Annotated in this window: 25 protein-coding genes; 21 read left to right on the forward strand and 4 right to left on the reverse strand. The window is 57.4% G+C overall.

The annotated features are described in order from the left end of the window. Positions 1 to 13 precede the first annotated feature (13 nt). Positions 14 to 808: a pyrroline-5-carboxylate reductase gene (gene proC / locus H6A20_RS01455; protein ID WP_204905389.1), complete on the forward strand. Its 795-nt coding sequence runs from the start codon at positions 14 to 16 to the stop codon at positions 806 to 808. A gap of 107 nt (positions 809 to 915) precedes the next feature. Further along, entirely contained in the window at positions 916 to 1,509 is a 594-nt protein-coding gene (locus H6A20_RS01460; RefSeq protein ID WP_204905390.1) for a TetR/AcrR family transcriptional regulator, read from the forward strand. A 55-nt stretch (positions 1,510 to 1,564) separates the two neighbouring features. On the opposite strand, the gene H6A20_RS01465 is transcribed toward H6A20_RS01460, so the two are convergent. Further along, positions 1,565 to 2,011: an aspartate carbamoyltransferase regulatory subunit gene (locus tag H6A20_RS01465; protein ID WP_204905391.1), complete on the reverse strand. Its 447-nt coding sequence runs from the start codon at positions 2,009 to 2,011 to the stop codon at positions 1,565 to 1,567. Between the two features lie 12 nt (positions 2,012 to 2,023). Next, positions 2,024 to 2,941, reverse strand: a complete 918-nt coding sequence (gene pyrB / locus H6A20_RS01470; RefSeq protein WP_204905392.1) for an aspartate carbamoyltransferase — start codon at positions 2,939 to 2,941, stop codon at positions 2,024 to 2,026. Between the two features lie 179 nt (positions 2,942 to 3,120). On the opposite strand from pyrB, the gene pheA reads away from it, so the two are divergent. Both pheA and H6A20_RS01480 read left to right on the forward strand, forming a co-directional pair. Continuing rightward, a complete protein-coding gene (gene pheA, locus H6A20_RS01475; RefSeq protein WP_204905393.1) occupies positions 3,121 to 4,251 on the forward strand; it encodes a prephenate dehydratase in 1,131 nt (376 codons plus the stop codon). A 15-nt stretch (positions 4,252 to 4,266) separates the two neighbouring features. Beyond that, complete coding sequence (locus H6A20_RS01480; protein ID WP_204905394.1) at positions 4,267 to 5,556, forward strand: ATP-binding protein; 1,290 nt, start codon at positions 4,267 to 4,269, stop codon at positions 5,554 to 5,556. Between the two features lie 24 nt (positions 5,557 to 5,580). On the opposite strand, the gene H6A20_RS01485 is transcribed toward H6A20_RS01480, so the two are convergent. Continuing rightward, a complete protein-coding gene (locus H6A20_RS01485) occupies positions 5,581 to 7,317 on the reverse strand; it encodes an Rqc2 family fibronectin-binding protein (RefSeq protein ID WP_204905395.1) in 1,737 nt (578 codons plus the stop codon). Positions 7,318 to 7,446: 129 nt separating this feature from the next. On the opposite strand from H6A20_RS01485, the gene H6A20_RS01490 reads away from it, so the two are divergent. From H6A20_RS01490 to H6A20_RS01555, 14 genes are all read left to right on the forward strand, one after another. After that, complete coding sequence (locus H6A20_RS01490) at positions 7,447 to 8,328, forward strand: YicC/YloC family endoribonuclease (protein WP_204905396.1); 882 nt, start codon at positions 7,447 to 7,449, stop codon at positions 8,326 to 8,328. 22 nt (positions 8,329 to 8,350) lie between these two features. Then, complete coding sequence (gene gmk / locus H6A20_RS01495) at positions 8,351 to 8,989, forward strand: guanylate kinase (RefSeq protein WP_204905397.1); 639 nt, start codon at positions 8,351 to 8,353, stop codon at positions 8,987 to 8,989. Between the two features lie 4 nt (positions 8,990 to 8,993). Beyond that, positions 8,994 to 9,236 carry a DNA-directed RNA polymerase subunit omega gene (rpoZ, locus tag H6A20_RS01500; protein WP_204905398.1) on the forward strand — a complete coding sequence of 81 codons (243 nt, stop codon included), beginning with the start codon at positions 8,994 to 8,996 and terminating at the stop codon, positions 9,234 to 9,236. A gap of 66 nt (positions 9,237 to 9,302) precedes the next feature. After that, the gene (gene rimO / locus H6A20_RS01505; RefSeq protein ID WP_204905399.1) at positions 9,303 to 10,625 is read left to right on the forward strand and encodes a 30S ribosomal protein S12 methylthiotransferase RimO; all 1,323 of its coding nucleotides are present in this window, start codon (positions 9,303 to 9,305) and stop codon (positions 10,623 to 10,625) included. Between the two features lies 1 nt (position 10,626). Then, positions 10,627 to 11,169 carry a CDP-diacylglycerol--glycerol-3-phosphate 3-phosphatidyltransferase gene (gene pgsA / locus H6A20_RS01510; protein ID WP_204905400.1) on the forward strand — a complete coding sequence of 181 codons (543 nt, stop codon included), beginning with the start codon at positions 10,627 to 10,629 and terminating at the stop codon, positions 11,167 to 11,169. A 1-nt stretch (position 11,170) separates the two neighbouring features. Further along, complete coding sequence (locus H6A20_RS01515; protein WP_204905401.1) at positions 11,171 to 12,436, forward strand: competence/damage-inducible protein A; 1,266 nt, start codon at positions 11,171 to 11,173, stop codon at positions 12,434 to 12,436. A gap of 15 nt (positions 12,437 to 12,451) precedes the next feature. Beyond that, positions 12,452 to 13,909: a GNAT family N-acetyltransferase gene (locus tag H6A20_RS01520; RefSeq protein ID WP_204905402.1), complete on the forward strand. Its 1,458-nt coding sequence runs from the start codon at positions 12,452 to 12,454 to the stop codon at positions 13,907 to 13,909. 164 nt (positions 13,910 to 14,073) lie between these two features. Further along, entirely contained in the window at positions 14,074 to 14,766 is a 693-nt protein-coding gene (locus tag H6A20_RS01525) for an iron-sulfur cluster assembly scaffold protein (RefSeq protein WP_204905403.1), read from the forward strand. Between the two features lie 49 nt (positions 14,767 to 14,815). Next, entirely contained in the window at positions 14,816 to 15,826 is a 1,011-nt protein-coding gene (locus tag H6A20_RS01530) for a GGGtGRT protein (protein WP_033125473.1), read from the forward strand. A gap of 95 nt (positions 15,827 to 15,921) precedes the next feature. Next, the gene (locus H6A20_RS01535; protein WP_204905404.1) at positions 15,922 to 16,743 is read left to right on the forward strand and encodes a hypothetical protein; all 822 of its coding nucleotides are present in this window, start codon (positions 15,922 to 15,924) and stop codon (positions 16,741 to 16,743) included. Between the two features lie 15 nt (positions 16,744 to 16,758). Continuing rightward, positions 16,759 to 17,340, forward strand: coding sequence for a YARHG domain-containing protein (locus H6A20_RS01540; protein ID WP_204905405.1), 582 nt, complete (start codon positions 16,759 to 16,761; stop codon positions 17,338 to 17,340). 12 nt (positions 17,341 to 17,352) lie between these two features. After that, positions 17,353 to 18,699: a zinc-ribbon domain-containing protein gene (locus H6A20_RS01545; protein ID WP_204905406.1), complete on the forward strand. Its 1,347-nt coding sequence runs from the start codon at positions 17,353 to 17,355 to the stop codon at positions 18,697 to 18,699. A 115-nt stretch (positions 18,700 to 18,814) separates the two neighbouring features. Continuing rightward, positions 18,815 to 19,915: a sporulation integral membrane protein YtvI gene (gene ytvI, locus H6A20_RS01550; RefSeq protein ID WP_204905407.1), complete on the forward strand. Its 1,101-nt coding sequence runs from the start codon at positions 18,815 to 18,817 to the stop codon at positions 19,913 to 19,915. Between the two features lie 97 nt (positions 19,916 to 20,012). Next, positions 20,013 to 20,198 (forward strand): hypothetical protein, encoded by a 186-nt coding sequence (locus tag H6A20_RS01555; protein WP_204905590.1) that lies wholly within the window; start codon positions 20,013 to 20,015, stop codon positions 20,196 to 20,198. Between the two features lie 13 nt (positions 20,199 to 20,211). Here H6A20_RS01555 and H6A20_RS01560 read toward each other — a convergent pair whose 3' ends face one another. Further along, positions 20,212 to 20,580, reverse strand: a complete 369-nt coding sequence (locus H6A20_RS01560) for a hypothetical protein (protein ID WP_204905408.1) — start codon at positions 20,578 to 20,580, stop codon at positions 20,212 to 20,214. A gap of 89 nt (positions 20,581 to 20,669) precedes the next feature. Here H6A20_RS01560 and udp point away from each other — a divergent pair, with 89 nt between their 5' ends. Genes udp through deoC form a run of 3 tightly spaced genes read left to right on the forward strand, consistent with a single transcriptional unit; the run spans position 20,670 to position 22,571 of the window. Further along, positions 20,670 to 21,455 carry a uridine phosphorylase gene (gene udp / locus H6A20_RS01565; RefSeq protein WP_204905409.1) on the forward strand — a complete coding sequence of 262 codons (786 nt, stop codon included), beginning with the start codon at positions 20,670 to 20,672 and terminating at the stop codon, positions 21,453 to 21,455. A 4-nt stretch (positions 21,456 to 21,459) separates the two neighbouring features. Then, on the forward strand, positions 21,460 to 21,885 hold the full coding sequence (locus H6A20_RS01570; RefSeq protein WP_204905410.1) for a cytidine deaminase: 426 nt from the start codon (positions 21,460 to 21,462) through the stop codon (positions 21,883 to 21,885). Positions 21,886 to 21,908: 23 nt separating this feature from the next. Continuing rightward, a complete protein-coding gene (gene deoC / locus H6A20_RS01575; RefSeq protein ID WP_204905411.1) occupies positions 21,909 to 22,571 on the forward strand; it encodes a deoxyribose-phosphate aldolase in 663 nt (220 codons plus the stop codon). Positions 22,572 to 22,662 lie beyond the last annotated feature (91 nt).

Genomic DNA, 22,662 nt, shown 5'->3' on the forward strand with positions numbered 1-22,662 from the left:
GGAGGAGAAGATGATGAAACTTGGATTTATCGGGACAGGGAACATGGCTGCAGCCATGATGGGCGGCATCATCAAAAACAGGATCGCCGCGCCGGAGGAGATCATCGGATCCGACCCCTTTGCGCCCGGCCGGGAGAGAGTAAAAGAAAAGTACGGTATCCGGGTGACCGGGGACAACAGGGAAGTTGTGAGAGATGCCGATGTTGTCATTCTCTCTGTGAAACCGCAGTTCTATGCGGATGTGATCGCCGGGATCCGGGACGATGTGACGGACAGCCATCTCATCATCACCATCGCGCCAGGCAAGACGCTGGCCTGGCTGGAGGAGCAGTTTGGGAAACCGGTGAAGATCGTGCGCACCATGCCGAATACGCCGGCCATGGTGGGAGAGGGCATGACCGGAGCCTGCAGAAATGCCTGTGTGACGGACGGGGAGATGGAGAAGGCGCTGGCCATCTTAAATGGATTTGGGAAGGCGGAAGTGATCCCGGAGCGCATGATGGATGCGGTTGTGGCTGTCAGCGGCAGTTCCCCGGCCTATGTCTTCATGCTGATCGAGGCCATGGCGGACGCGGCTGTATCCGGCGGCATGCCCCGCAGTCAGGCATATAAATTCGCCGCCCAGGCAGTGCTCGGGAGTGCGAAGATGGTGCTTGAGACCGGAAAACATCCGGGGGAGCTCAAAGACATGGTATGCTCCCCGGCCGGGACAACCATAGAGGCTGTCCGGGTACTGGAGGAAAGAGGCTTCCGAAGCGCCATTTTCGAGGCCATGAAAGCGTGCGAGGAGATATCAAAGAGCCTGTAAAAAGAAAACAGATGACATGCGGGACAGAGGTTTTCATTTTCCTCTGTCCCGTTTTGTGTTAAAATGGAGAAAGTATAGTAAGGAAAAAAGGTGGAAGGGACGGGACTATGGAGAAGACAGAGGAAAAGAGAAGCGTGAAGAGCAGGATCATCGCAGCTGCCTGGGAACTGTTCCGGGACAAGGGATTTGCAGGGACGACGGTGGATGATATCATAGAAAAGTCCGGCACGTCCAAGGGATCCTTTTACTACTACTTCAGCGCTAAAGACGAGCTTTTGAATACTTTGGCGGATATGCTGGACGACTACTACGGGGAGCTGGAGAAGAAACTGGACCCCGGCACGGACTGTTTTGAGAAGCTTCTTTACCTGAACCGGGAAATGCACGACATGATGGAGAAGAATGTCAGCATGGAACTTTTGGCCTCCCTCTACTCCACCCAGCTGGCAGCGCAGGGTGCGAGCCGGCTTCTCAACGAGAACCGCAAGTACTACAAGCTGCTGTCCGGGATCGTGGAGGAAGGGCAGAAGCGGGGGGAGATCCGCGCAGATGTGCCGATCCGCGCGGTTGTAAAGTATTACTCCATGTGCGAGAGGGCGCTCGTGACGGAATGGTGTCTCGGAAAAGGGAGCGATTCGCTGGGAGAGTACAGCAGGGAGTACTTTCCTGTGATGATGGAGCATTTCAGGGGCAGGAAATAAAAAGGGGACAGAAGCAGCTTTTGCCGCGTCTGTCCCTCTTTTGTCTGAAGGCCTCCTATCTTGGCCTTCTCTCGTACTTCTCCTCGCAGTACATGCAGCGGTACACCTCGTTCTCCGGGTCGGTGAGCACGAACACGTGGTCCAGCTCCTGTTCGACGGAGGTGATGCACCGGGGATTCTTGCATTTGATGACGTTCCTGATCTTCCTGGGAAGATGGAGCGTCTTTTTCTCGATGATCTCCTCATCCTTGATGATATTGATGGTGATGTTGTGATCGATAAAGCCGAGGATGTCGAGATCGATGAAATCGATGGGGCACTCGATCTTCATGATATCCTTCTTCCCCATCTTGTTGCTTCTTGCATTTTTGATGATGGCTACGCAGCAGTCAAGCTGATCCAGGTGAAGATATTTGTAGATATCCATGCTGCGGCCGGCCTGGATGTGATCCAGCACAAAGCCCTCGGCGATGCGCCCGACGTTCAGTCTGTTTTCAACCATGTCCTTCCCCTCCTATACTTCGATCTCAAGCAGTGTCAAAATGAGCGCCATGCGTACATAGACGCCGTACTGCATCTGTTTAAAGTAAGCTGCCCGCGGGTCGTCGTCCACCTCCGTGGAGATCTCGTTGACGCGCGGCAGGGGATGGAGCACATACATGTCATCCTTGGCCAGCTTCATCTTCTTTGCATCCAGGATATAGAAATCCTTCATCCGCACATAGTCTTCCTCATTGAAGAAACGCTCCTTCTGTACCCGTGTCATGTAGAGGAGGTCCAGATCCGGAAGCGCATCCTCCAGCCGCACCACTTCCTCGTAGGGCACGTGGTTCTTCTCCAGGACATCATGCCGGATGTAGCCGGGAAGCCGCAGCTCCTCCGGGGAGATGAGCACGAACTTCATGCCCGGATAGCGGACGAGCGCATTGATGAGGGAGTGGACCGTGCGCCCGAACTTCAGATCGCCGCACAGGCCGATGGTCATGTTGCCCAGATGCCCTTTCAGTGAGCGGATCGTCATCAGATCTGTCAGGGTCTGGGTCGGGTGCTGGTGTCCCCCGTCGCCGGCGTTGATGACCGGGATGGAAGAGTGCTGGCAGGCCACCATGGGGGCGCCTTCCTTTGGATGGCGCATGGCGCAGATGTCCGCGTAGCAGGAGATGGTGCGGATCGTATCTGATACGCTCTCCCCTTTTGCCGCGGAACTGGATTCTGCGGAAGAGAAGCCCATGATGCTGCCCCCGAGGTTCAGCATGGCTGCCTCGTGGCTGAGGCGCGTCCGGGTGCTGGGCTCATAGAAGAGGGTGGCCAGCTTCTTCCCGTCGCAGGCGTGGGCGTACTTCTTCGGGTTCGCCTCGATGTCTGACGCCAGGTCAAGGAGCTTGTCCAGCTCTTCCACGGAAAAATCAAGTGGACTCATTAAATGTCTCATAAAAACCTCCATAACAGCGTAAATGATGCATCCTGCCGGAAGCGTTTCAAAGATCGGTGCATTCCGGCGCTATGTACATCATATAATAAATATCCTTCTTTTTCAATGTCTGCCGTGGATTTTGAAGGGGAGATGTATTATAATACCTTTTGATATGTGCAAAAAGGAGAAAGAGCTAAATGGAAGAATTAGAGAGACTGCGGGAGGATCTGGCCGGGATAGACGACCAGATCGCCGAACTATATAAGAAGCGGGTCGGGATCTGCGAGAAGATCGGCGATGTGAAGATTGAAGCCGGAAGAAAAGTGTTTGACAAAAAGCGGGAGAAGGATCAGCTCGCGCGGGTGACAAGGAATGTGGATGACGCCTTCCTGAAGCTGGGGCTGACGGAGCTCTTTGAGCAGCTCATGTCGCAGAGCAGGAAGATGCAGTACCAGATGCTGACAAAGAGAGGCGCCCTGGGACGCCTGCCGTTCATCGGCGTGGACAGGCTTGACTACGAGCATTCCCGGATCGTGTTTCAGGGAACGGACGGGGCCTATTCCCAGGCGGCCATGCACGCGTATTTCGGGAAAGATGTAAACAGTTTCCACGTGCGGACATTCCGGGACGCCATGGAGGCCATCGAGGAGGGCTCGGCGGACTTCGCCGTCCTTCCTATTGAGAATTCATCGGCCGGCGTGGTGAGCGAGGTCTACGACCTGCTGGTGGAATTTGAAAACTACATCGTGGGCGAGATCATCCTGCCCATCGACCATGCCCTTGCCGGCGTGGAGGGTTCCTCGCTGGAGACGATCCGGACCGTCTACTCCCATCCCCAGGCGCTGATGCAGAGCGCGAAATACCTGGATGACCAGCCTGGCTGGCAGCGGATCAGTGTGACCAACACGGCAGTGGCGGCCAAGAAGGTGCTGGAGGACGGGGACATCACCCAGGCGGCCATCTGCAGCGAGCACGCGGCTGCCATCTACGGACTGAAAGTGCTGGACCGCAAGATCAACTACAACGACAACAATTCCACCCGGTTCATCATTGTGACGAACCAGAAGATCTTCCTGCGGGACGCAAAGAAGATCAGCATCTGCTTTGAGGTGGATCACTCCAGCGGATCTTTGTACCATCTGCTGGCGCATTTTACATACAACAACCTGAACATGACGAAGATCGAGTCCCGCCCCGTGGAGGGGAGGACGTGGGAGTACAGGTTCTTCGTCGACTTTGAGGGCAACATGGGCGAGGGCGCGGTTAAGAACGCCATCCGGGGTCTCAGGGAGGAGTCAAAGAGCCTCAAGATCCTCGGGAACTACTGACAGGAGGAATGACAGATGCGTATACATGAACTGATCATCTACAAACATATGGATGAAGAGCAGATCCTGCAGGATATGACATTCCTGATGGAAAACTACAACAGCGACTACTACAATGCACAGGACATGAAAAGCCTTCTGTTCGACTGCGTCAACGGGATCCTGGAGCTGTGCGTGGACCACGGGTTCGAGGGAAATCTCTGGCACGACTACCTGACCTTCCTGCTGGCGGAAAACGAGAATGCCTACAGCACGTCCTGCGAGATCATCGGCGAGATCGAAGGCGGGATCAACCGCATCGCCCTCCACGACTTTGAGATATTCAAGGAACTGTTTGACTATGATTTTACAGATATGGAGAGAACGCTCGGCGTGGACTGCGTCTCCATGATCCTTGACTATACCGGATCCGGCACCCACGGGTGCGTGTTCAACCGCCGCATCCGGGACCGGATCTGCGCGCTTGCGAAGGCGCTGGCAGCCACGGAGGACGGGGAGGCGTTTAAAAAGACGGTGACCCAGTTCTACAAGGAGTTCGGCGTAGGGAAATTCGGCCTTCACAAGGCCTTCCGCATCGCCCACGACGAGGCGGGCGTCCGCATCGAGCCCATCACGAAGATCGCGCACGTGCAGCTGGATGAACTGGTGGGATATGAGAGCGCGAAAAAGAAACTCATCGACAACACGGAGGCGTTTGTGAAGGGGCGCAGGGCCAACAACTGCCTGCTCTTCGGCGATGCGGGGACCGGGAAATCCTCCTCCATCAAGGCCATCCTCAACCGGTACTATGACCAGGGCCTTCGGATGATCGAAGTGTACAAGCATCAGTTCCAGGATCTCAACGACGTGATCGGGCAGATCAAGAACCGGAACTACAAGTTCATCATCTACATGGACGATCTCTCCTTTGAGGAGTTCGAGATCGAGTACAAGTACCTGAAGGCAGTGATCGAGGGCGGACTGGAGCGCAAGCCGGACAATGTGCTCATCTACGCCACCTCCAACCGGCGCCATCTCATCCGGGAGAGCTTCCGGGACAAAGAGGAGAGGGACGAGGAGCTGCACACCAACGACACGGTGCAGGAAAAACTCTCCCTGGTGGCCCGCTTCGGCGTGACGATCTACTTCGGGAAGCCGGCCAAGAAGGAGTTCCAGGAGATCGTCCGGCAGCTTGCAAAGAGAAACGGCATAGAGATGGACGAGGAGAGGCTCCTTCTGGAGGCAAATCGCTGGGAGCTGAGCCACGGCGGCATGTCCGGGCGGACGGCCCAGCAGTTTATCGACTACCTGCTTGGGATGGAATAAAAAAAGAGGGGACGGACCCCTCTTTTATTTTACCTCCCTGATCCCGCTGATATCCGGAACGATGACAAGGGAGTAATTGGTGTGATAGATGACAAAGCCGGGCCTGCCGCCGCTCGGCTTTTTTACATGCTTCTTTTCTATATAATCCACTTCCACCTTGTCGTTCCCCCTGCTCCTGGAGTAGTAGGCGGCCAGCCGGCCGGCCTCTTCAAAGGTGGTGTCCGGCAGTTCGTCCCCGCCGGATTTCACGATGACATGGGAGCCGGGCACCTTCTTTGCGTGGAACCACCAGTCGTTCCCGGAAGCGAAGCGGAACGTGAGCTCCTCGTTCTGCAGGTTGTTTTTGCCCACGTACATGTGGTAGCCGTCGCTGGAGATGTAGTGGAAGGGGCGGCTTGTGATGCGCACCTTCTGCTTTGTGTTCCTGCGGCGGATGTAGCCGGCCTGGGTCAGCTCCTCCTTGATCTCCAGCAGGTCGTCCTCGCCCTGCGCGATATCCAGCGCATTGCTGATGGACTCCAGGTAGGCGATGTCGTCCCGCGTCTCGCAGATGAGTTCGCTCAGGGCCTCGAAGGTCCGCTTCTGCTTGTTGTACTTTGCAAAATAGCGCTGGGCGTTCTCGGCCGGCGTCATGTGCTCGTCCAGGGGGATCGTCACCTCCCCGCCCGTGTAGTAGTTGAGGGCTGTGAGCTGCTTTGCGCCGGGCTCCAGACCGTACCCGTATGTGTGGATGAGCTCCCCGTACACCTTGTACTTGTCGCGCCCTTCCGTATCTTTAAGCTGCCGGGCCTGGAGGTCGTACTTTTTCCGGTTCCGCTCCAGGGCGGTCTGGACGACATGCCGCAGGTCTGCGGACTTCTGCCGGATGCGGGTCAGCGCCTCCCGGGAGGAGTAGTAGGTGCGGATCACCTGGGAGATGGAGGAAAACTCTTTCCTTGTGCAGTTGGAAAAGTGGCTCAGGGGCAGGGCGGAAAACTCCCGGGGCTTTTCCCCTTCATAGTAGATGGCGGGGGAGAAGCAGCCCACGCAGACAGGCTCCAGGTAGTAGCTGAACTGCCGGTACAGGTGGGTCAGCATATCGTCTGACAGGTCCCCCGCCGTCATGCGGGACTCAAGGCCCGCCAGATAGCAGATCTCCTCGGCCGCCACGGGACTGATGCCGGTGAAGCCGGTGTAGACCGCCTTGGAGAGGGGGCCGCCCCGCTGGCGCACTGCGCTGATAAACTCCTCCCGGGTCACGTGCAGGGGATCCAGTTTGTGCATGGTGTCCGGGATAAAATAGTCCCGCCCGGGAAGCACCTCCCGCACGGAGCTTGTCTGGGCGGAAATATGCTTGATGCTGTCGATGATCCGGCCACTGTCATCGCAGAAGATGATGTTGCTGTGCTTGCCCATGAGCTCCACCACAAGCGTCTTCCGGCACAGGTCGCCCATCTCGTCCAGGTGCTCGATGTCAAAGCGGATGATGCGCTCCAGCTTCGGCTGGGTGATGCGGGCGATCCGGCCGCTCCCGATGTGCTTGCGCAGCAGCATGCAGAAACCGGGCGCCTGCATGGGGCTGGGTTTGTTCTCTTCCGTCAGATAGAGAAGGGGGAGGGAGGCGCTGGCTGAGATGACAAGCCGCCTCTGCCCGGCCGGCGTCTTTACAGTCAGGAGAAGTTCGTCCGCCTCCGGCTGTGCGATCTTGCTGATCCTGCCGTCCTTTAATTCCTCTGTGAGCTCCCTTGCGAGGGCCGCTACAGTGATTCCGTCAAAAGCCATAATATACAGTCCTTTCTTCGTGCTCTGGGCCCTATTGTATCATAGAAAGAATACTTTGCAAAGTTGACGGTGGAAGGGAAATGAATTATAATAAGTCAGTATCAAAATTCGAAAAAGAGGTTGTCAGACATGATCAAGAGCATGACGGGCTTTGGAAGATGCGAACTCGCGGACGGGGAGCGGAAATTCACGGTGGAGATGAAGGGCGTGAACCACCGCTATCTGGATGTGAACATCCGCATGCCGAAGAAGCTCAATTTTTTTGAGACGTCCATCCGGGGACTGCTGAAGCAGTATGTCTCCAGGGGCAAGGTGGATATATTTATCAGCTATGAAGATCTGTCGGAGGGACAGGCGGTGCTCAAGTACAACGCGGCGCTGGCTGGGGAGTACATGGAGCGGCTCAGACAGATGGAAGAGCAGTTCGGGCTGGAGAACGACATCCGCGTCTCCACTCTGTCCAGATATCCGGAAGTCCTCACCATGGAGGAGCAGGCGATCGACGAGGAGGAGATCTGGAACGGGCTGAAGAAAGCGATGGAGGGCGCCCTCACACAGTTCGTGGAGACACGCACCCTGGAGGGGGAGAACTTAAGACGGGACATCATCGACAAGCTGGACGGCATGGCGCAGCTTGTATCCTACATAGAGGAGCGCGCGCCCCGGATCATTGCCGAGTACCGGCAGAAGCTGGAGGAGAAGGTGAAGGAGCTCCTTCAGGACGCGCAGATCGATGACAGCCGGATCGCCGCGGAGGTGGTTGTCTTCGCGGACAAGATCTGCACAGATGAGGAAGTGGTCCGCCTGAAGAGCCATATCGGCCACATGAAGGAGGTGCTCCTCTCGGACGAGGCGGGCATCGGAAGGAAGCTGGACTTCATCGCCCAGGAGATGAACCGGGAGGCCAACACCATCCTCTCCAAGGCAAACGACCTGGAGGTCTCCAACCGGGGCATTGACCTGAAGACGGAGATCGAGAAAGTGCGCGAGCAGATCCAGAACATAGAGTAACAGAAAGGACAGGAAAACAGGCATGAGCAGTCAGCAGGGAATACTTACCGTTATATCGGGTTTCTCAGGGGCAGGGAAGGGGACGGTCCTGAAGCGCCTCCTTGAAAAATATGACAATTACGCCCTCTCTATCTCGGCGACCACGAGAAAGCCGCGGGATGGCGAGGAGAACGGCAGGGAATATTTTTTCAAAACACGGGAAGAATTTGAAAAAATGATTGCGAAAGATGAACTGATAGAGTATGCTATGTACGTGAATAATTACTACGGCACGCCGAAGGCATACGTGCAGGAGCAGCTCTCCCTCGGCAGGGATGTGATCCTCGAGATCGAGGTGCAGGGCGCCCTGAAGGTGAAGGAGAAGTTCCCGGACACACCGCTCCTTTTTATCGCCCCGCCGAGCGCGTCTGAGCTCAGGCGCAGGCTGAGAGGCAGAGGGACGGAAGGAGCCGACGTCATCGAAGAGAGGATGCGCACGGCGGCGAGGGAAGCGCTCGTAATGGAGTCCTATGATTACATCATTGTGAACGACGACCTGGAGGAGTGCGTGGACAGAGTGCACGGAACGATCCTGGCGGAGCATGAGAAGAGCGCCCGCAGCCGTGGGTTTATCGAACATATGAGAGAAGAGCTGAACAGCGCGGATTTGAAAGGAGAATGAGAACATGCTGCATCCATCTTATACGGATCTGATGAAAGTAGTGAACAAAGACGTGGAGGAGGGCGAGACAAAGGTTGTCAACAGCCGCTATTCCATCGTGATGGCGACCGCGAAGCGGGCCAGACAACTGATCGACGGAGACGTGCCCCTTGTGAAGACAAAGGACGGCGAGAAACCTCTCTCCATCGCGATCGACGAGCTGAACAACGGACAGCTCAAGATCATTGCGGAGGACGCAGATAAATAACTGGCGGAAACGAAGGCAGATGCTTTTATAAGGTATCTGCCTTTCTGACTGGAAGGAGAACAGAGAATGAAGATACTTTTCATATCCCTCGGGTGCGACAAGAACCTGGTGGACTCCGAGGTGATGCTGGGCCTTATCAGGGACAGGGGCTGGCAGATGACAGACGACGAGACGCAGGCGGATGTCATTGTCATCAACACATGCTGCTTCATCCACGACGCCAAGGAGGAGAGCATCGGCACCATCCTGGAGATGGCGCAGTACAAGGAGAGGGGCCCCCTGAAGGCGCTGATCGTCACCGGCTGCCTGGCCCAGAGGTACCAGGAGGAGATCCTCCGGGAGATCCCGGAGGTGGACGAGGTGCTCGGCACTTCCTCCTACGACAGGATCGTGGAGGCCATCGAGGCGGCGCTGGATGGGAAGGGCGGCGTACACCTGGCGGATCTGGATGCCCTGCCGCTCCCGGAGACAAAGAGGATCGTCACGACAGGCGGCCATTTTGCCTACCTGAAGATCGCGGAGGGATGCGACAAGCACTGCACCTACTGCATCATCCCGAAGATCCGCGGCGATTACCGCAGCGTCCCCATGGAGCGGCTTGTGCAGGAGGCGCAGGATCTGGCGGCGGACGGCGTGAAGGAGCTGATCCTGGTAGCCCAGGAGACGACGGTCTACGGCGTGGACCTGTACGGAGAGAAATCCCTCCACCTGCTCCTGAAAAAGCTGTGCCGGATCGACGGACTGCGCTGGATCCGCCTCCTCTACTGCTATCCGGAGGAGATCTACGACGGGCTCATCCAGGTCATGAAGGAGGAGCCGAAGATCTGCCATTACGTGGATCTTCCCATCCAGCACGGCTGTACGGAGATCCTGAAGCGGATGGGGCGGCGCACGTCCCGGGAGCAGTTGGAGGAGATCATCGGAAGGCTCCGGAGCGAGATCCCGGATATCTGTATCCGCACGACACTGATCACCGGATTCCCGGGGGAGACGAAGGAGCAGCATGAGGAGCTCCTTGATTTTGTGGACCAGATGGAGTTCGACCGGCTGGGCGTCTTTACCTACTCCCCGGAGGAGGATACGCCGGCCGCCGGGATGCCGGACCAGATCCCCGAGGAAGTAAAGGAGGACCGGCAGGCGCAGTTGATGGAACTCCAGCAGGAGATCGCCTTCGATCAGGCTGAGGACATGGTGGGCCGGGAAGTGCTCGTCATGATCGAGGGAAAAGTGGCGGACGAGAACGCCTACGTGGGAAGGACCTACCGGGACGCCCCGAATGTGGACGGCCTTATATTCGTCAATACGGACGAGGAACTGATGTCCGGCGACTTTGCGCGTGTGCGGGTCACCGGGGCAGCAGAATACGATTTGATAGGAGAGTTGATATAAGATGAATCTGCCAAACAAACTGACTGTACTTCGCGTGATCATGGTGCCGTTTTTCGTGTTCTTCATGCTCACGGACTTTGCGGGTGAGGCGGGCAAATGGATCGCCCTCATCCTGTTCTGCCTTGCCAGCCTGACGGACATGCTGGACGGCAAGATCGCCAGGGCCAGGAACCTGGTGACAAACTTTGGGAAATTTATGGATCCGCTGGCGGACAAGCTGCTTGTCTGCTCCGCCATGATCTGCCTCATCCCGCTTGGCAAACTTCCGGCCTGGGTGGTCATCGTCATCATCGCCAGGGAGTTCATCATCAGCGGTTTCCGCCTTGTGGCCGCGGACAGCGGCATCGTCATCGCTGCCAGCTACTGGGGGAAATTCAAGACGGTGTCCCAGATGCTCATGGTGATCGTGCTGATCGCGGATCTGGGCGGCGTGTTTGACACGATCGGCACAGCGCTCATCTGGATCTCCCTGATCCTCACTGTTGTGTCGCTGATCGATTATATCGCCAAGAATGTGCAGGTGCTGACAAAGGGAGGAATGTAGGATGACAGTGGAGCTGATTTCCGTCGGCACGGAGATCCTTCTCGGGAATATCGTGAATACAAATGCCGCTTACCTGGCTGAGAAGATCGCGCTTCTCGGACTGTCCTGCTACCACCAGAGCGCGGTGGGGGACAACGAGGAGAGGCTGGAGGACGCCATACGCCTTGCCCTTTCCAGGTCTGACATCGTGATCTTAAGCGGCGGGCTGGGCCCCACGAAAGACGACCTCACAAAGGAAGTGACGGCGAAGGTGTTCGGCCGGCAGCTTCGCGAGGATGCACGCTCCAGGGAGAGGATCCAGGCCTACTTTGACAGGAGGCGGGCCCAGGGCGCGCAGATCACGGCCAACAACTGGAAGCAGGCCCTGGTGCCGGAGGGGGCCATCGTGGTGGACAACCACAACGGCACGGCCCCGGGCATCATCCTGGAGGACCGGGAGAGCAGGAAGACGGCGATCCTCCTGCCGGGGCCGCCCAATGAGATAAAGCCCATGTTTGAGCGGGATATCGCGCCCTACCTGAACCGGCTGCAGCCGGAGGGGATCTACTCCCGGATGGTGAAAGTCTGCACCATCGGGGAGAGCCAGGCGGAGACCATGGTGGCGGATCTGATGGACGCCCAGACGAACCCGACCCTTGCTCCCTACGCAAAGACGGGCGAGGTGCACTTCCGTGTGACGGCCAAGGCGGCGGATGAGGAGACGGCGCAGCGGCTCATGCAGCCTATGCTGGACGAACTGAAGGACCGCTTCGGCGACTATATCTACACGATGGAAGAGGACGTGACCCTGGAGGAGGCGGTGGTGGGGCTCCTGAAAGAGAGGCACATGACCGTGACCACGGCTGAGTCCTGCACAGGCGGCCTGCTGGCCGGCCGGATCATGAACGTGCCCGGCGCATCCGCCGTGTACCGGGAAGGCTACATCACCTATGCCAACGAGGCGAAGGAGAAGCTTCTCGGCGTCAGCCACGAGACGCTGCGCACCGTGGGGGCGGTGAGCCCTGAGACCGCAGAGCAGATGGCGGCAGGCGCAGCCAGACAGGCGGGCGCGGACGCGGCCCTCGCCGTGACAGGCATCGCAGGGCCGGACGGGGGGACAAAGGAGAAGCCGGTGGGGCTTGTGTACATCGGCTGCTGCGTCAATGGAAAGATGCGCGTGGAGGAGTTCCGCTTTACAGGCAACCGCAGCAAGAACAGGGATTACGCGGTCGTGCGGGCCCTGACCCTCCTGCGGGAGGAACTGCTCCGCGCCGGAGATAAACAGTAGAAGGAGGAAAAGCCTATGATCATCCGCAGGCTTGACAGACAGGAGATACTGGATGCCCTGCATCTTGTGTGGGAAGTGTTCGCCCAGGATGTGGCGCCTTTTTACACGCCCCAGGGCGTGGCCTCGTTCCAGGATTTTATCCGGTATCCCAGTATAGAACAGAAGATACAGACAGAGGGGCTTGCCATGTTCGGCGCTTACGAGGGGATGGAGCTGCGCGGCGCGGGCGCCGTTCTTCCCACAGGGCATATCGCCCTCCTCTTTGTGAGAAGACAGTACCAGCACCAGGGCATCGGAAAAGCGCTTTTTACAGAGATGTGCGGGTTTGCCGGCCAGGTGTTCCGGGTGCAGCAGGTGACAGTGAACGCGGCCCCGGGCGCTGTGAACGCATTCCGGCATATGGGGATGTATGACGCGGCTCCCGAGCAGAGCAGCGGCGGCATGCGCTACACGCCCATGGGGATGTGGGTGAGCGCCGCCCCGGCCCGGAGAAAGAAGAAGGGACTCTTCCTTGCAGCCGGGATTGGCGCGGCCTGCATTGCCCTTCTCATTGTGGCCTCCGCCGCCCTCATGCGGGAGACGAAGTACGCAGCCGAGAACGGCAGCGGTTCCGGCTCCTTCTCTGTGCCGGGGGAGGACGGTCCTTCCGCCTGGGACTGGTATGATGAGTATTACGATGATTTCTACGGGGACACGGATCCCGGGGAGGACGGCTTAACGGACAGCCAGGAGAGCGGCATAGACGCCATCGACGCGCATGTGGATCCGGACTGCGGCTACCAGGTCACGGAGAGCGATTACACGTATACAGCCGAGAACACCACGAGCGCGGCGATCCAGTTTGAAGTGTACTACCCGCAGGTGGAGGGCCTCGATGAAAAGGTGCAGGAGAAAGTGAACACGGCGCTCCAGGACTGCGCCCTCGCCACAGTGGACAAGCTCTATCTGGAGCCCTCCGACGAGATGAAGGAGAAGGTGCTCGGGGAGGAGAACCCGGTGCTGGCCAGCTTTGTGGAGTACAAAGTGACGTACCAGAGCCCCTCCCTCTTAAGCGTGGTGTTCCAGGATTACAGCTATGAGGGGAGCGCCGGAGATGTCTATACGTCACTCAGGTGCTGCAACGTCAACCTGGAGGACGGCACCGTCTATCAGGTGAAGGATATCGCCTCCCTGGACGATGCGTTCATCAGCCTCTGGGCGCAGGAGATGCGGGATGAGGCGGAGGACAGCGCCCTTCTCGCGGAGCTTGGCGAGGAGGATATGAAGGCTGTGCTCGGCGGGGATACAAAGGACGGCGTCTACGACGCGCAGTTCTTTGCAGATGCGGACGGAGTGGAGATCGGCCTCTCCTTCCGGTATCCGGCTGACAGCCCGGACAACCGGGGATACGCCTGGGTGACAGCGCCCTTTGACTATGACGAGACGGGTTCCTTCTCCACGGACAGTACGTTCTGGTCCGCCCTCGGGCGCTAGGGGACGGACTGTTAAAACATCCGTAAAATTGGCGAAAGCCAATTGACGAATGTCAAAAATTGTGCGAAAATATTTTCAGGTATGGGTTAAATATATAACGACCCCTGCAAAAAAAGCCACGCATGCAGCCAAGGGCGTGCGCGTATATCGAAAGGAGTTTTAAAATGATTTATTCACATGAAGTAGAAATGATGTGTCCGGTAGCTCAGGGTGCAAATCACGGACCGGCTCCGATCCCGGAGGAGGCGAAATGGGTACAGGCAAAAGAGATCAAGGACATCTCCGGATTCACACACGGCGTAGGCTGGTGCGCACCGCAGCAGGGCGCCTGCAAGCTGACGCTGAACGTCAAGGACGGTGTGATCCAGGAAGCGCTCGTTGAGACGCTCGGATGTTCCGGCATGACCCACTCTGCAGCCATGGCTTCCGAGATCCTTCCCGGCAAGACGATCCTTGAGGCCCTGAACACAGACCTTGTCTGTGACGCCATCAACACAGCCATGAGAGAGCTGTTCCTCCAGATCGTCTACGGAAGAACACAGAGCGCGTTCTCTGAGGACGGACTTGCTGTCGGAGCAGGACTGGAAGACCTCGGAAAAGGACTCCGTTCCCAGGTCGGCACCATGTATGGTACATTAGCCAAAGGCCCCCGTTACCTTGAGATGGCCGAGGGTTATGTGACAGGTATCGCGCTGGATGACAAGGATGAGATCATCGGATACCAGTTCGTAAACCTTGGAAAGATGACAGACTTCATCAAAAACGGCGACACACCGAACGACGCGTGGGAGAAGGCGAAAGGACAGTACGGCCGTGTGGCTGACGCTGCCAAGATCATTGATCCCCGCAAGGAGTAAACCGCAGGTTATCAGAGAGAATAAGGTAATAATTCAGGAGGATACATAAATGGCTTTATTTGAATCATATGAAAGAAGAATTGATAAAATCAATGAAGTGTTAAACAGCTACGGCATCGCTTCCCTGGAAGAGGCGGAGAAGATCACAAAGGACGCCGGACTGGACGTGTACAACCAGATCAAGGGCATCCAGCCGATCTGCTTTGAGAACGCATGCTGGGCCTACATCACAGGCGCAGCCATCGCCATCAAGAAGGGATGCGAGACAGCTGCCGACGCAGCGGCCGCTATCGGCGAGGGCCTGCAGGCTTTCTGTATTCCGGGATCCGTCGCAGACCAGAGAAAGGTAGGCCTCGGACACGGCAACCTTGGCAAGATGCTCCTGGAGGAGACGACAGACTGCTTCTGCTTCCTGGCCGGACACGAGTCCTTCGCAGCGGCAGAGGGCGCCATCGGTATCGCTGAGAAGGCGAACAAAGTCCGCAAGAAACCTCTCCGTGTCATCCTGAACGGACTTGGAAAAGACGCTGCCAAGATCATCTCCAGGATCAACGGATTCACATACGTGCAGACAGAGTACGACTACTTCACAGGCGAGCTGAAGGAAGTGCAGAGGATCGCTTACTCTGACGGACTGCGCTCCAAGGTAAACTGCTACGGCGCCAACGATGTGCGCGAGGGCGTTGCCATCATGTGGAAAGAGGGCGTGGATGTGTCCATCACAGGTAACTCCACGAACCCGACCCGCTTCCAGCACCCGGTTGCAGGCACATACAAGAAGGAGTGCGTAGAGGCAGGGAAGAAGTACTTCTCCGTGGCATCCGGCGGCGGTACGGGACGTACGCTTCACCCGGACAACATGGCTGCAGGACCGGCTTCCTACGGCATGACAGACACCATGGGACGCATGCATTCTGACGCACAGTTTGCAGGATCCTCCTCCGTGCCGGCTCATGTAGAGATGATGGGCCTGATCGGCGCAGGAAACAACCCGATGGTCGGCATGACAGTTGCTGTTGCCGTTTCCATCGAGGAGGCAAAGAAAGCTGGAAAATTCTAAGAGATCACAGAATAAAAAAGGGGCTGAAAACAGCCCCTTTTTCTGTTATAGTATTGGTAAGGCAGTATAGTCCTGAAACTAAAGGAGGGGTAAAGATGGCAAAATTCTGTACAAAATGTGGAAGAAGACTTGAGGAAGGGGAAGTGTGCAACTGCCAGGGCCAGGCGCAGGGTGCGGGCCAGGCGCAGAACACGGCACAGGCGCAGCCGCAGTACCAGTATCAGTACCAGGGACAGCAGGCAGCGAAGGTGCAGATCGATACGGAGCAGATGAAGCAGATGGGTGCGCAGGCTGTGGCGGGGGCCCAGAACATGTTCCTCCGGATCGTGCCGGTCCTGAAGCGCCCGGTCACGGAGACGCGTAAGATCGCGTCGGAGCATTCGCCGCTTGTCGGTCTGGAGTTCATGGGACTCAAGGCGCTGGTGGTCCTGATCATCGTTCTTGTGGCAGCTGCCAGGCTGTCCGACGCCATGGGCGGGCTGATCGAGATGCCCTATTTCAAACTGATCCTTCTGGCGCTGCTCCTCACGCTGGCAATGGATGTGCTGGAGGCATTCCTTCTGAAGTCCTTTGCGGGCATGTTCGGCGGGAGCACCGATATAAACGCCATGTTTTCCGTGGTGGGAAGCCGCGCGCTGTATGACGGGATCATCGCGGCGGCAGCCGGGATCCTGGCGCTCATATTCCCCAAAGGGATGGTGTTCGTTGTGCTGATCGGCGGCGTGATCCTGCCGTATGTGGAGTATGGCGCTTTCCGCGCGGTCGTACCCGGGGATGAGGACAGGAGGGTGTATGCCTTTTTCCTTGTCAAGGCGATCGTGACGGTCGTGATGTATCTGATCTTCTACGCGCTCGGCCAGAGTGTGCTTTCGGTGCTGACCGGAAGCCTGATGAGTTCGTTTGGTTCGCTGATGTAGAGGGAGGAAGATACGATGGAGAAAGAAAAGAGCAAAAACGGGAACAAAAAGACAGCGCTCATCCTTGCCGGAGTTGTGGATGTCCTGATCTTTGCAGCGCTTCTTCTTGTGCTTCTGATGCCGCAGACATCCGCAAAGTCAGTCAGCCCGGATCTGGATCCGGATTTCCAGGCCAATGCGGACAGTTACGGCATGGAGGAGTACGGCATCGAGTATGTATCGGATGCCACGATCAGCTACAGCGGCGGGAGCGTGACGGCAGATAAGGCGCAGGGGGACGAGGCGGCTTCCCAGACAGGCGCGGACAGCGACGGGATGATCTTCCCGGACAGCGATACGCAGAAGATCACAGAGGCGCAGATGAAAGAGACGCTCACGGACAGTGAGACGACCCGTCTGGCCATCAATGAGATTTATGCCCGCCACGGGTACGAATTTACGGATCCGGAGTACAGCGATTACTACAACCAGTTTGACTGGTACAAAAATACAGAAAAAGAGTCGGATATGGACAAGGTGAATGCGATGTTCTCCGCTGTGGAGCAGGAGAACGTGGATGCGCTGCAGGCGTACGCGGATGCCAACGGCTGGTCTTAGGGAGGTGGAGTTATGTTTTGCCCGAATTGCGGATCAAAAGTAAATGATGACGACCTGTTCTGCGGTGAGTGCGGTACGCCCCTTGCAGAGTACAGAGAAGATGTGGATGTAAAGACGGACGGCCCGGAGACAGAGCAGGGGACAGAGCCGGAGACAGAGCCGGACCAGATGCAGGCGGAAGAAACCTCTGCCGGGGACATTCCGGCCGGGGAACCGGCGGCGCAGGGAGCCCCGGCAGGGGAACCACTGATGCAGGGCGCCCCGGCGGAGGGATCGTATGTACGGCAGAAAAAGCCGCTCTCCAGACAGGCCACGGCCCTGCTCATAGAGGCACTGGCAGGGGCAGCGCTTCTGGCGGGCCTTGTGTTTGCCCTGAACGCGAAGTTCTCGCCGGAGAAGGTGGCGCTTCGCTACTGGGAGGCTGTGATGGACTGCGAATGGGGCGAGGCGGCGTCCTACTGCTCCTTCCCGGATGATGCGATGCTCACGGATCAGACCTACGCAGACGCCCACGCGCTGCAGACGGAGAAGACAGACTACCATGCCGCCGGGATCACAGAGCAGATGATGCAGCAGGAGGGCGATATGCGCACATACACGGTAGAGTACCTGCTGCCCGGAAGCACGGATAAAAGTTATGACCAGATCCAGCTTGTAAAGGACGGAAATAAATTCCTGTTCTGGTCAGACTGGAAGGTGGTTCCCGGAGACAGCCTGGCCCAGAATTATGTGATCACCGCGCCCACCGGAGCGACGGTGACACTGAACGGCAAAGAAGCTGCTAAAGAGAACGTGACAGAGGACGAGTATGGCCAGACGATCACATTTCCCTATCTGTTCGCCGGAACCTACCAGCTGGAAGTGACAGCCGAGGGGATGGATCCCTACAGGGAGCTTCTGAATGTCATGTCCGGGAGCGGATCCACGACAAGCGTCACCCTTGTGCCGTCAAAAGAGGCCAGGGAGGAAGTGGCACAGCAGTATGCGGATGATCTGAAGACAGTCCTCGACAAAGCCGCGGCCGGCGCGCCTTTCAGCGAGGTGGAGGACGTGTTCAGCAGCCAGGCAGTCTCGGACAACTACACAGAGAATGCCTATGAAAAACTGTGCGACGTGTTCGCAGAAGGCGAGATCGTCAGCTATACCATCTCAGATATCGAAGTGACTGTGCAGGACGGGCTCGTCTACACAGACACGGTCAGCCTGGATGTGGAGATGCAGTACGAGAAGACGTATCAGTCATTCTGGACCAACAGGCAGGAAACGTCAGACTGGACACTCTACGAGTATGTCTCCTACATAAATGAGGACGGCGAGTGGAAGCTGAACGATATTCCCATCTATTCCTATGAACTCTGATTTTTATACTTCTCCGGCGGGGGTCAGCACTTGCCTTGCGCGGAAACCAATGTTACAATAAAGACTGCGGGAAAGACAGAGCGCGATGCAGCGCGTCTTTCCCGGCGGAGGAGTTATGGAAAAGAAAAGAGCATTTTTGATCAATATCGGATATTACGGCTTTTTTGTCGTGATCCTTTTTCTTGCAGGGAAGTACCTGCTGCCGGTGCTGATGCCGTTTATCATGGCATTCATCATCGCTTTCGTGATCCGGCGTCCCGCAGGGGGGCTGGCCAGGGCGTTCAGTCTGCCGAGGAAGCCTTTCACGCTGATACTGCTGATCCTTTTTTACCTGCTTTTTGCGGGCGTGATCTTCATGGGGGGCGGCAAGGCGTTTTCCGTGATCCGGAATTTTGTGATCGGACTGCCGCGGATGTACCAGACGGACATCCTGCCGCTTCTGAATGATATCCTGGACTGGGTCAGCGGCAAGCTTGCCAATGCGGACCCCTTCGTTTCTTCGCAGATCGAGCAGAGCCTGCAGGAGTTCGTACAGAATATCGGACAGATGGTGTCCACCCTGTCTGTGAACCTTTTGCGGGCTGTATCCGAATACATTGCAGGGATCCCGTCCGTGCTGATCCGGGTGGTGATCACCATCGTCACATCCTTTTACATCTGTGCGGACTATGACCGGATCATGAAGACCATGTGGCGCTACCTGCCGGAATCCGGCAGGCGGATCTGTGTGGACATCCGGAAATACGGACTGAATATGATCAAGGTCTACATCAAGTCCTATTCCCTGCTGTTCCTGATGACGTTCGCCGAGCTAGCCCTTGGCTTTGTGCTCCTCGGGATCCCGTATCCCATGGGCTTTGCCGCAGCGATCGCAGTCTTTGACATCCTGCCCGTGCTGGGAACGGGAGGCGTGCTCCTTCCGTGGGCTGCCGTGCTGGCGATCATGGGGAATTACTCCCTGGCAGCGGGGATCCTGATCCTCTACATCGTGATCACAGTCATCCGGAACTCTGTGGAGCCGCGCATCGTCGGAAAGCAGATCGGTCTGCACCCGCTGCTCACCCTGATCGCGCTGTTTACAGGCGTGAGCCTTGCAGGGCTGCCGGGCCTGATCCTGTTCCCCATGGCGCTGATGATCTTTGTGAATATGGAGAAGAACGGTGCGATACAGATCCGGAAGAAAAAGGGGGTTGAGACGCATGATACGGCTAAATGACGCGGCAAAAGACTATCTGAAAAAGCTGGGATGGAGCGATGTGGTTCTCGGCGTGGAGGAATACACGAGCTGATGTGCGCCTCCGTATAGGGAGATCGTGGTAAGTTTTACCCGGGAAGAGAAGGAGGACATGGAGGCGAAAGGCTACGTCGCCGGTGAGAGCGAAGTCGGGAAGGTATATTACCCGGCTCAAGGCGTGGAGATCACGGGCGATATCGAGGTGAACTACGTTGACTATCCATGGCTTACAAGATTTGAAGTAGAAGGAATCCGGCCCCTGTAGAGAGGCCGGATTTTTACGTGGATACAATGGTAAAGTAGTATTTGCCGTCCCCGACGCTCACGCGGAAGGCGCTGTCGTTCAGGGTGCGCTCCCAGCTGTAGAGGAAGGGGAGGATCTGCGTCACCTCGACCGGGCGCCCTTCAAACATTTCTTCGCTCTCCACAGTCACCGCATCCGGGGAGAGGCAGAAGAGATAGACCCTGTCCACATCGCTGTCATGGCGGCGCGTAGCCCCCAGATCATACTGGGTCTGATATCCGTCCACCTTCATGCGCGTCAGCAGCCCGTCCCTGGCGAAGGCCGTGGGGTTGAACCAGACGATGAGAAGCAGAAGAAGAACGAGAAGCACGCCTGCCAGGAGCAGGCCTTTCTTTTTCGCCATAAAACGCACCTCCCTGTGCTCAAAGGATAAAATAAATTTCCCAGTATGTCAAGAAGATGCTATACTTAAGAAAAGAGGAGGCGAGGGCCATGATCAATTATTCGGAAAACGCAGCGAAGCAGTATCACACCCAGGTGGGGGAAGGAGACGTGGGAAGATACGTGCTCCTTCCGGGGGACCCGAAGCGGTGCGCAAAGATCGCGCAGTACTTTGACGACCCCGTGCTGATCGCGGACAGCAGGGAGTATGTCACGTATACCGGTTATCTGGACGGGGTGAAGGTGAGTGTCACCTCCACCGGCATCGGCGGCCCGTCAGCCTCCATCGCCATGGAGGAGCTGGTCATGGCCGGCGCGGACACTTTTGTGCGGGTCGGCACCTGCGGCGGCATGCAGCTGCAGGTGAAGAGCGGAGACCTCGTGATCGCCACCGGCGCCATCCGCATGGAGGGGACGAGCCGGGAGTACGCGCCCATCGAATTCCCGGCGGTTCCGGATCTGGGTGTCACGAACGCGCTGGTGGAGGCGGCGGATGCGATTGGATATCCCTGCCATGCGGGCGTGGTCCAGTGCAAGGACGCCTTCTTCGGCCAGCATGCGCCGGAGACAAAGCCGGTCAGCTATGAACTTTTGCATAAATGGGAGGCCTGGAAGCGGCTGGGGTGCCTGGCTTCAGAGATGGAGTCGGCGGCGCTCTTTGTGGTGGCCAGCTCCCTTGGCGTGCGCGTGGGTTCCTGCTTCCTTGTCATGGCAAACCAGGAGCGGGCCCGGGAAGGCCTTGAGAACCCGGTGGTGCACGATACGGACAGCGCGGTGCGCACCGGTGTGGAGGCCGTCCGCAGGCTGATCCGGGCGGACCGGGAGAAGGGGGTGTAGCCGGATGGAAGAGGCGAAGATACAGGAGCTGATCCGGGCAGCCATCCGGCAGAGGGAGGCGGCCTATACGCCTTACTCCCACTTCAGAGTGGGAGCGGCCCTGCTTGCAGAGGACGGCCGGATCTATACCGGCTGCAACATCGAGAACGCTGCTTACACACCCACGAACTGCGCGGAGCGGACGGCCTTCTTCAAAGCGGTCAGCGAGGGGGAGCGGACGTTTTGCGCCATCTGCATCGTGGGCGGCCCGGAGGGCGGGCCGGCAGACTACACGCCGCCCTGCGGGGTGTGCCGGCAGGTGATGATGGAGTTCTGTGATCCGGAGAAGTTTCAGATCATCCTGGCCCGGAGCACGGACGAGTACCGCACATACAGGCTGAAGGATCTTCTGCCCCAGGGCTTTGGCCCGGGCAATCTGGAACAACAGTAAGAAAAGAACAGGAGAAGAAAAAGATGGATAAACGAGAGATACTGCGGCATGTTGACCACACCCTTCTTTCTCAGGACGCTTCCTGGGAGGATATACGGCAGATCCTGGACGACGGCATCCGCTTCGGAACGGCCTCCGTGTGCATCCCACCCTCCTATGTCAGGCAGGCGGCGGACTATGCGGCGGGGCGGATCCCCATCTGCACAGTGATCGGTTTTCCAAACGGCTACAGCACCACGGCGGTGAAGGCCTTTGAGGCGGCGGACGCGGTGGAAAACGGAGCATCGGAGATCGACATGGTCATCAACGTGGGCTGGCTGAAGGACGGGAAATACGACGCCCTGACAGAGGAGATCCGGAAGGTGAACGAAGCGTGCCGGGGAAGGATCCTCAAGGTCATTATCGAGACCTGCCTCCTCACCGAGGAGGAGAAGACGGCCATGTGCAGGATCGTCACAGAAGCGGGGGCCGGGTATATCAAGACCTCCACCGGCTTTGCCGCGGAGGGCGCCACCTTCGAGGATGTGGAGCTGATGCGGGCCTGTGTGGGGGAGCATGTGAAGGTGAAGGCGGCGGGCGGGATCCGCTCCTTTGAAGACGCGGAGAAGTTCCTCGCACTTGGCGCTGACCGGCTGGGCACGAGCCGGCTGGTGAAGCTGATGAAGCAGGAAGAGACATCTGTATAAGGATAAATTAAAAAAATATTGCATTTTACGGCGAACCATGTATAATTAATCTTGGTTCGCTTATTTTTAACAAAAAGTATAGTATTAGAAA

The organism is Mordavella massiliensis, from assembly GCF_016901695.1.
In the GTDB taxonomy this organism is placed as follows: domain Bacteria; phylum Bacillota; class Clostridia; order Lachnospirales; family Lachnospiraceae; genus Claveliimonas; species Claveliimonas massiliensis_A.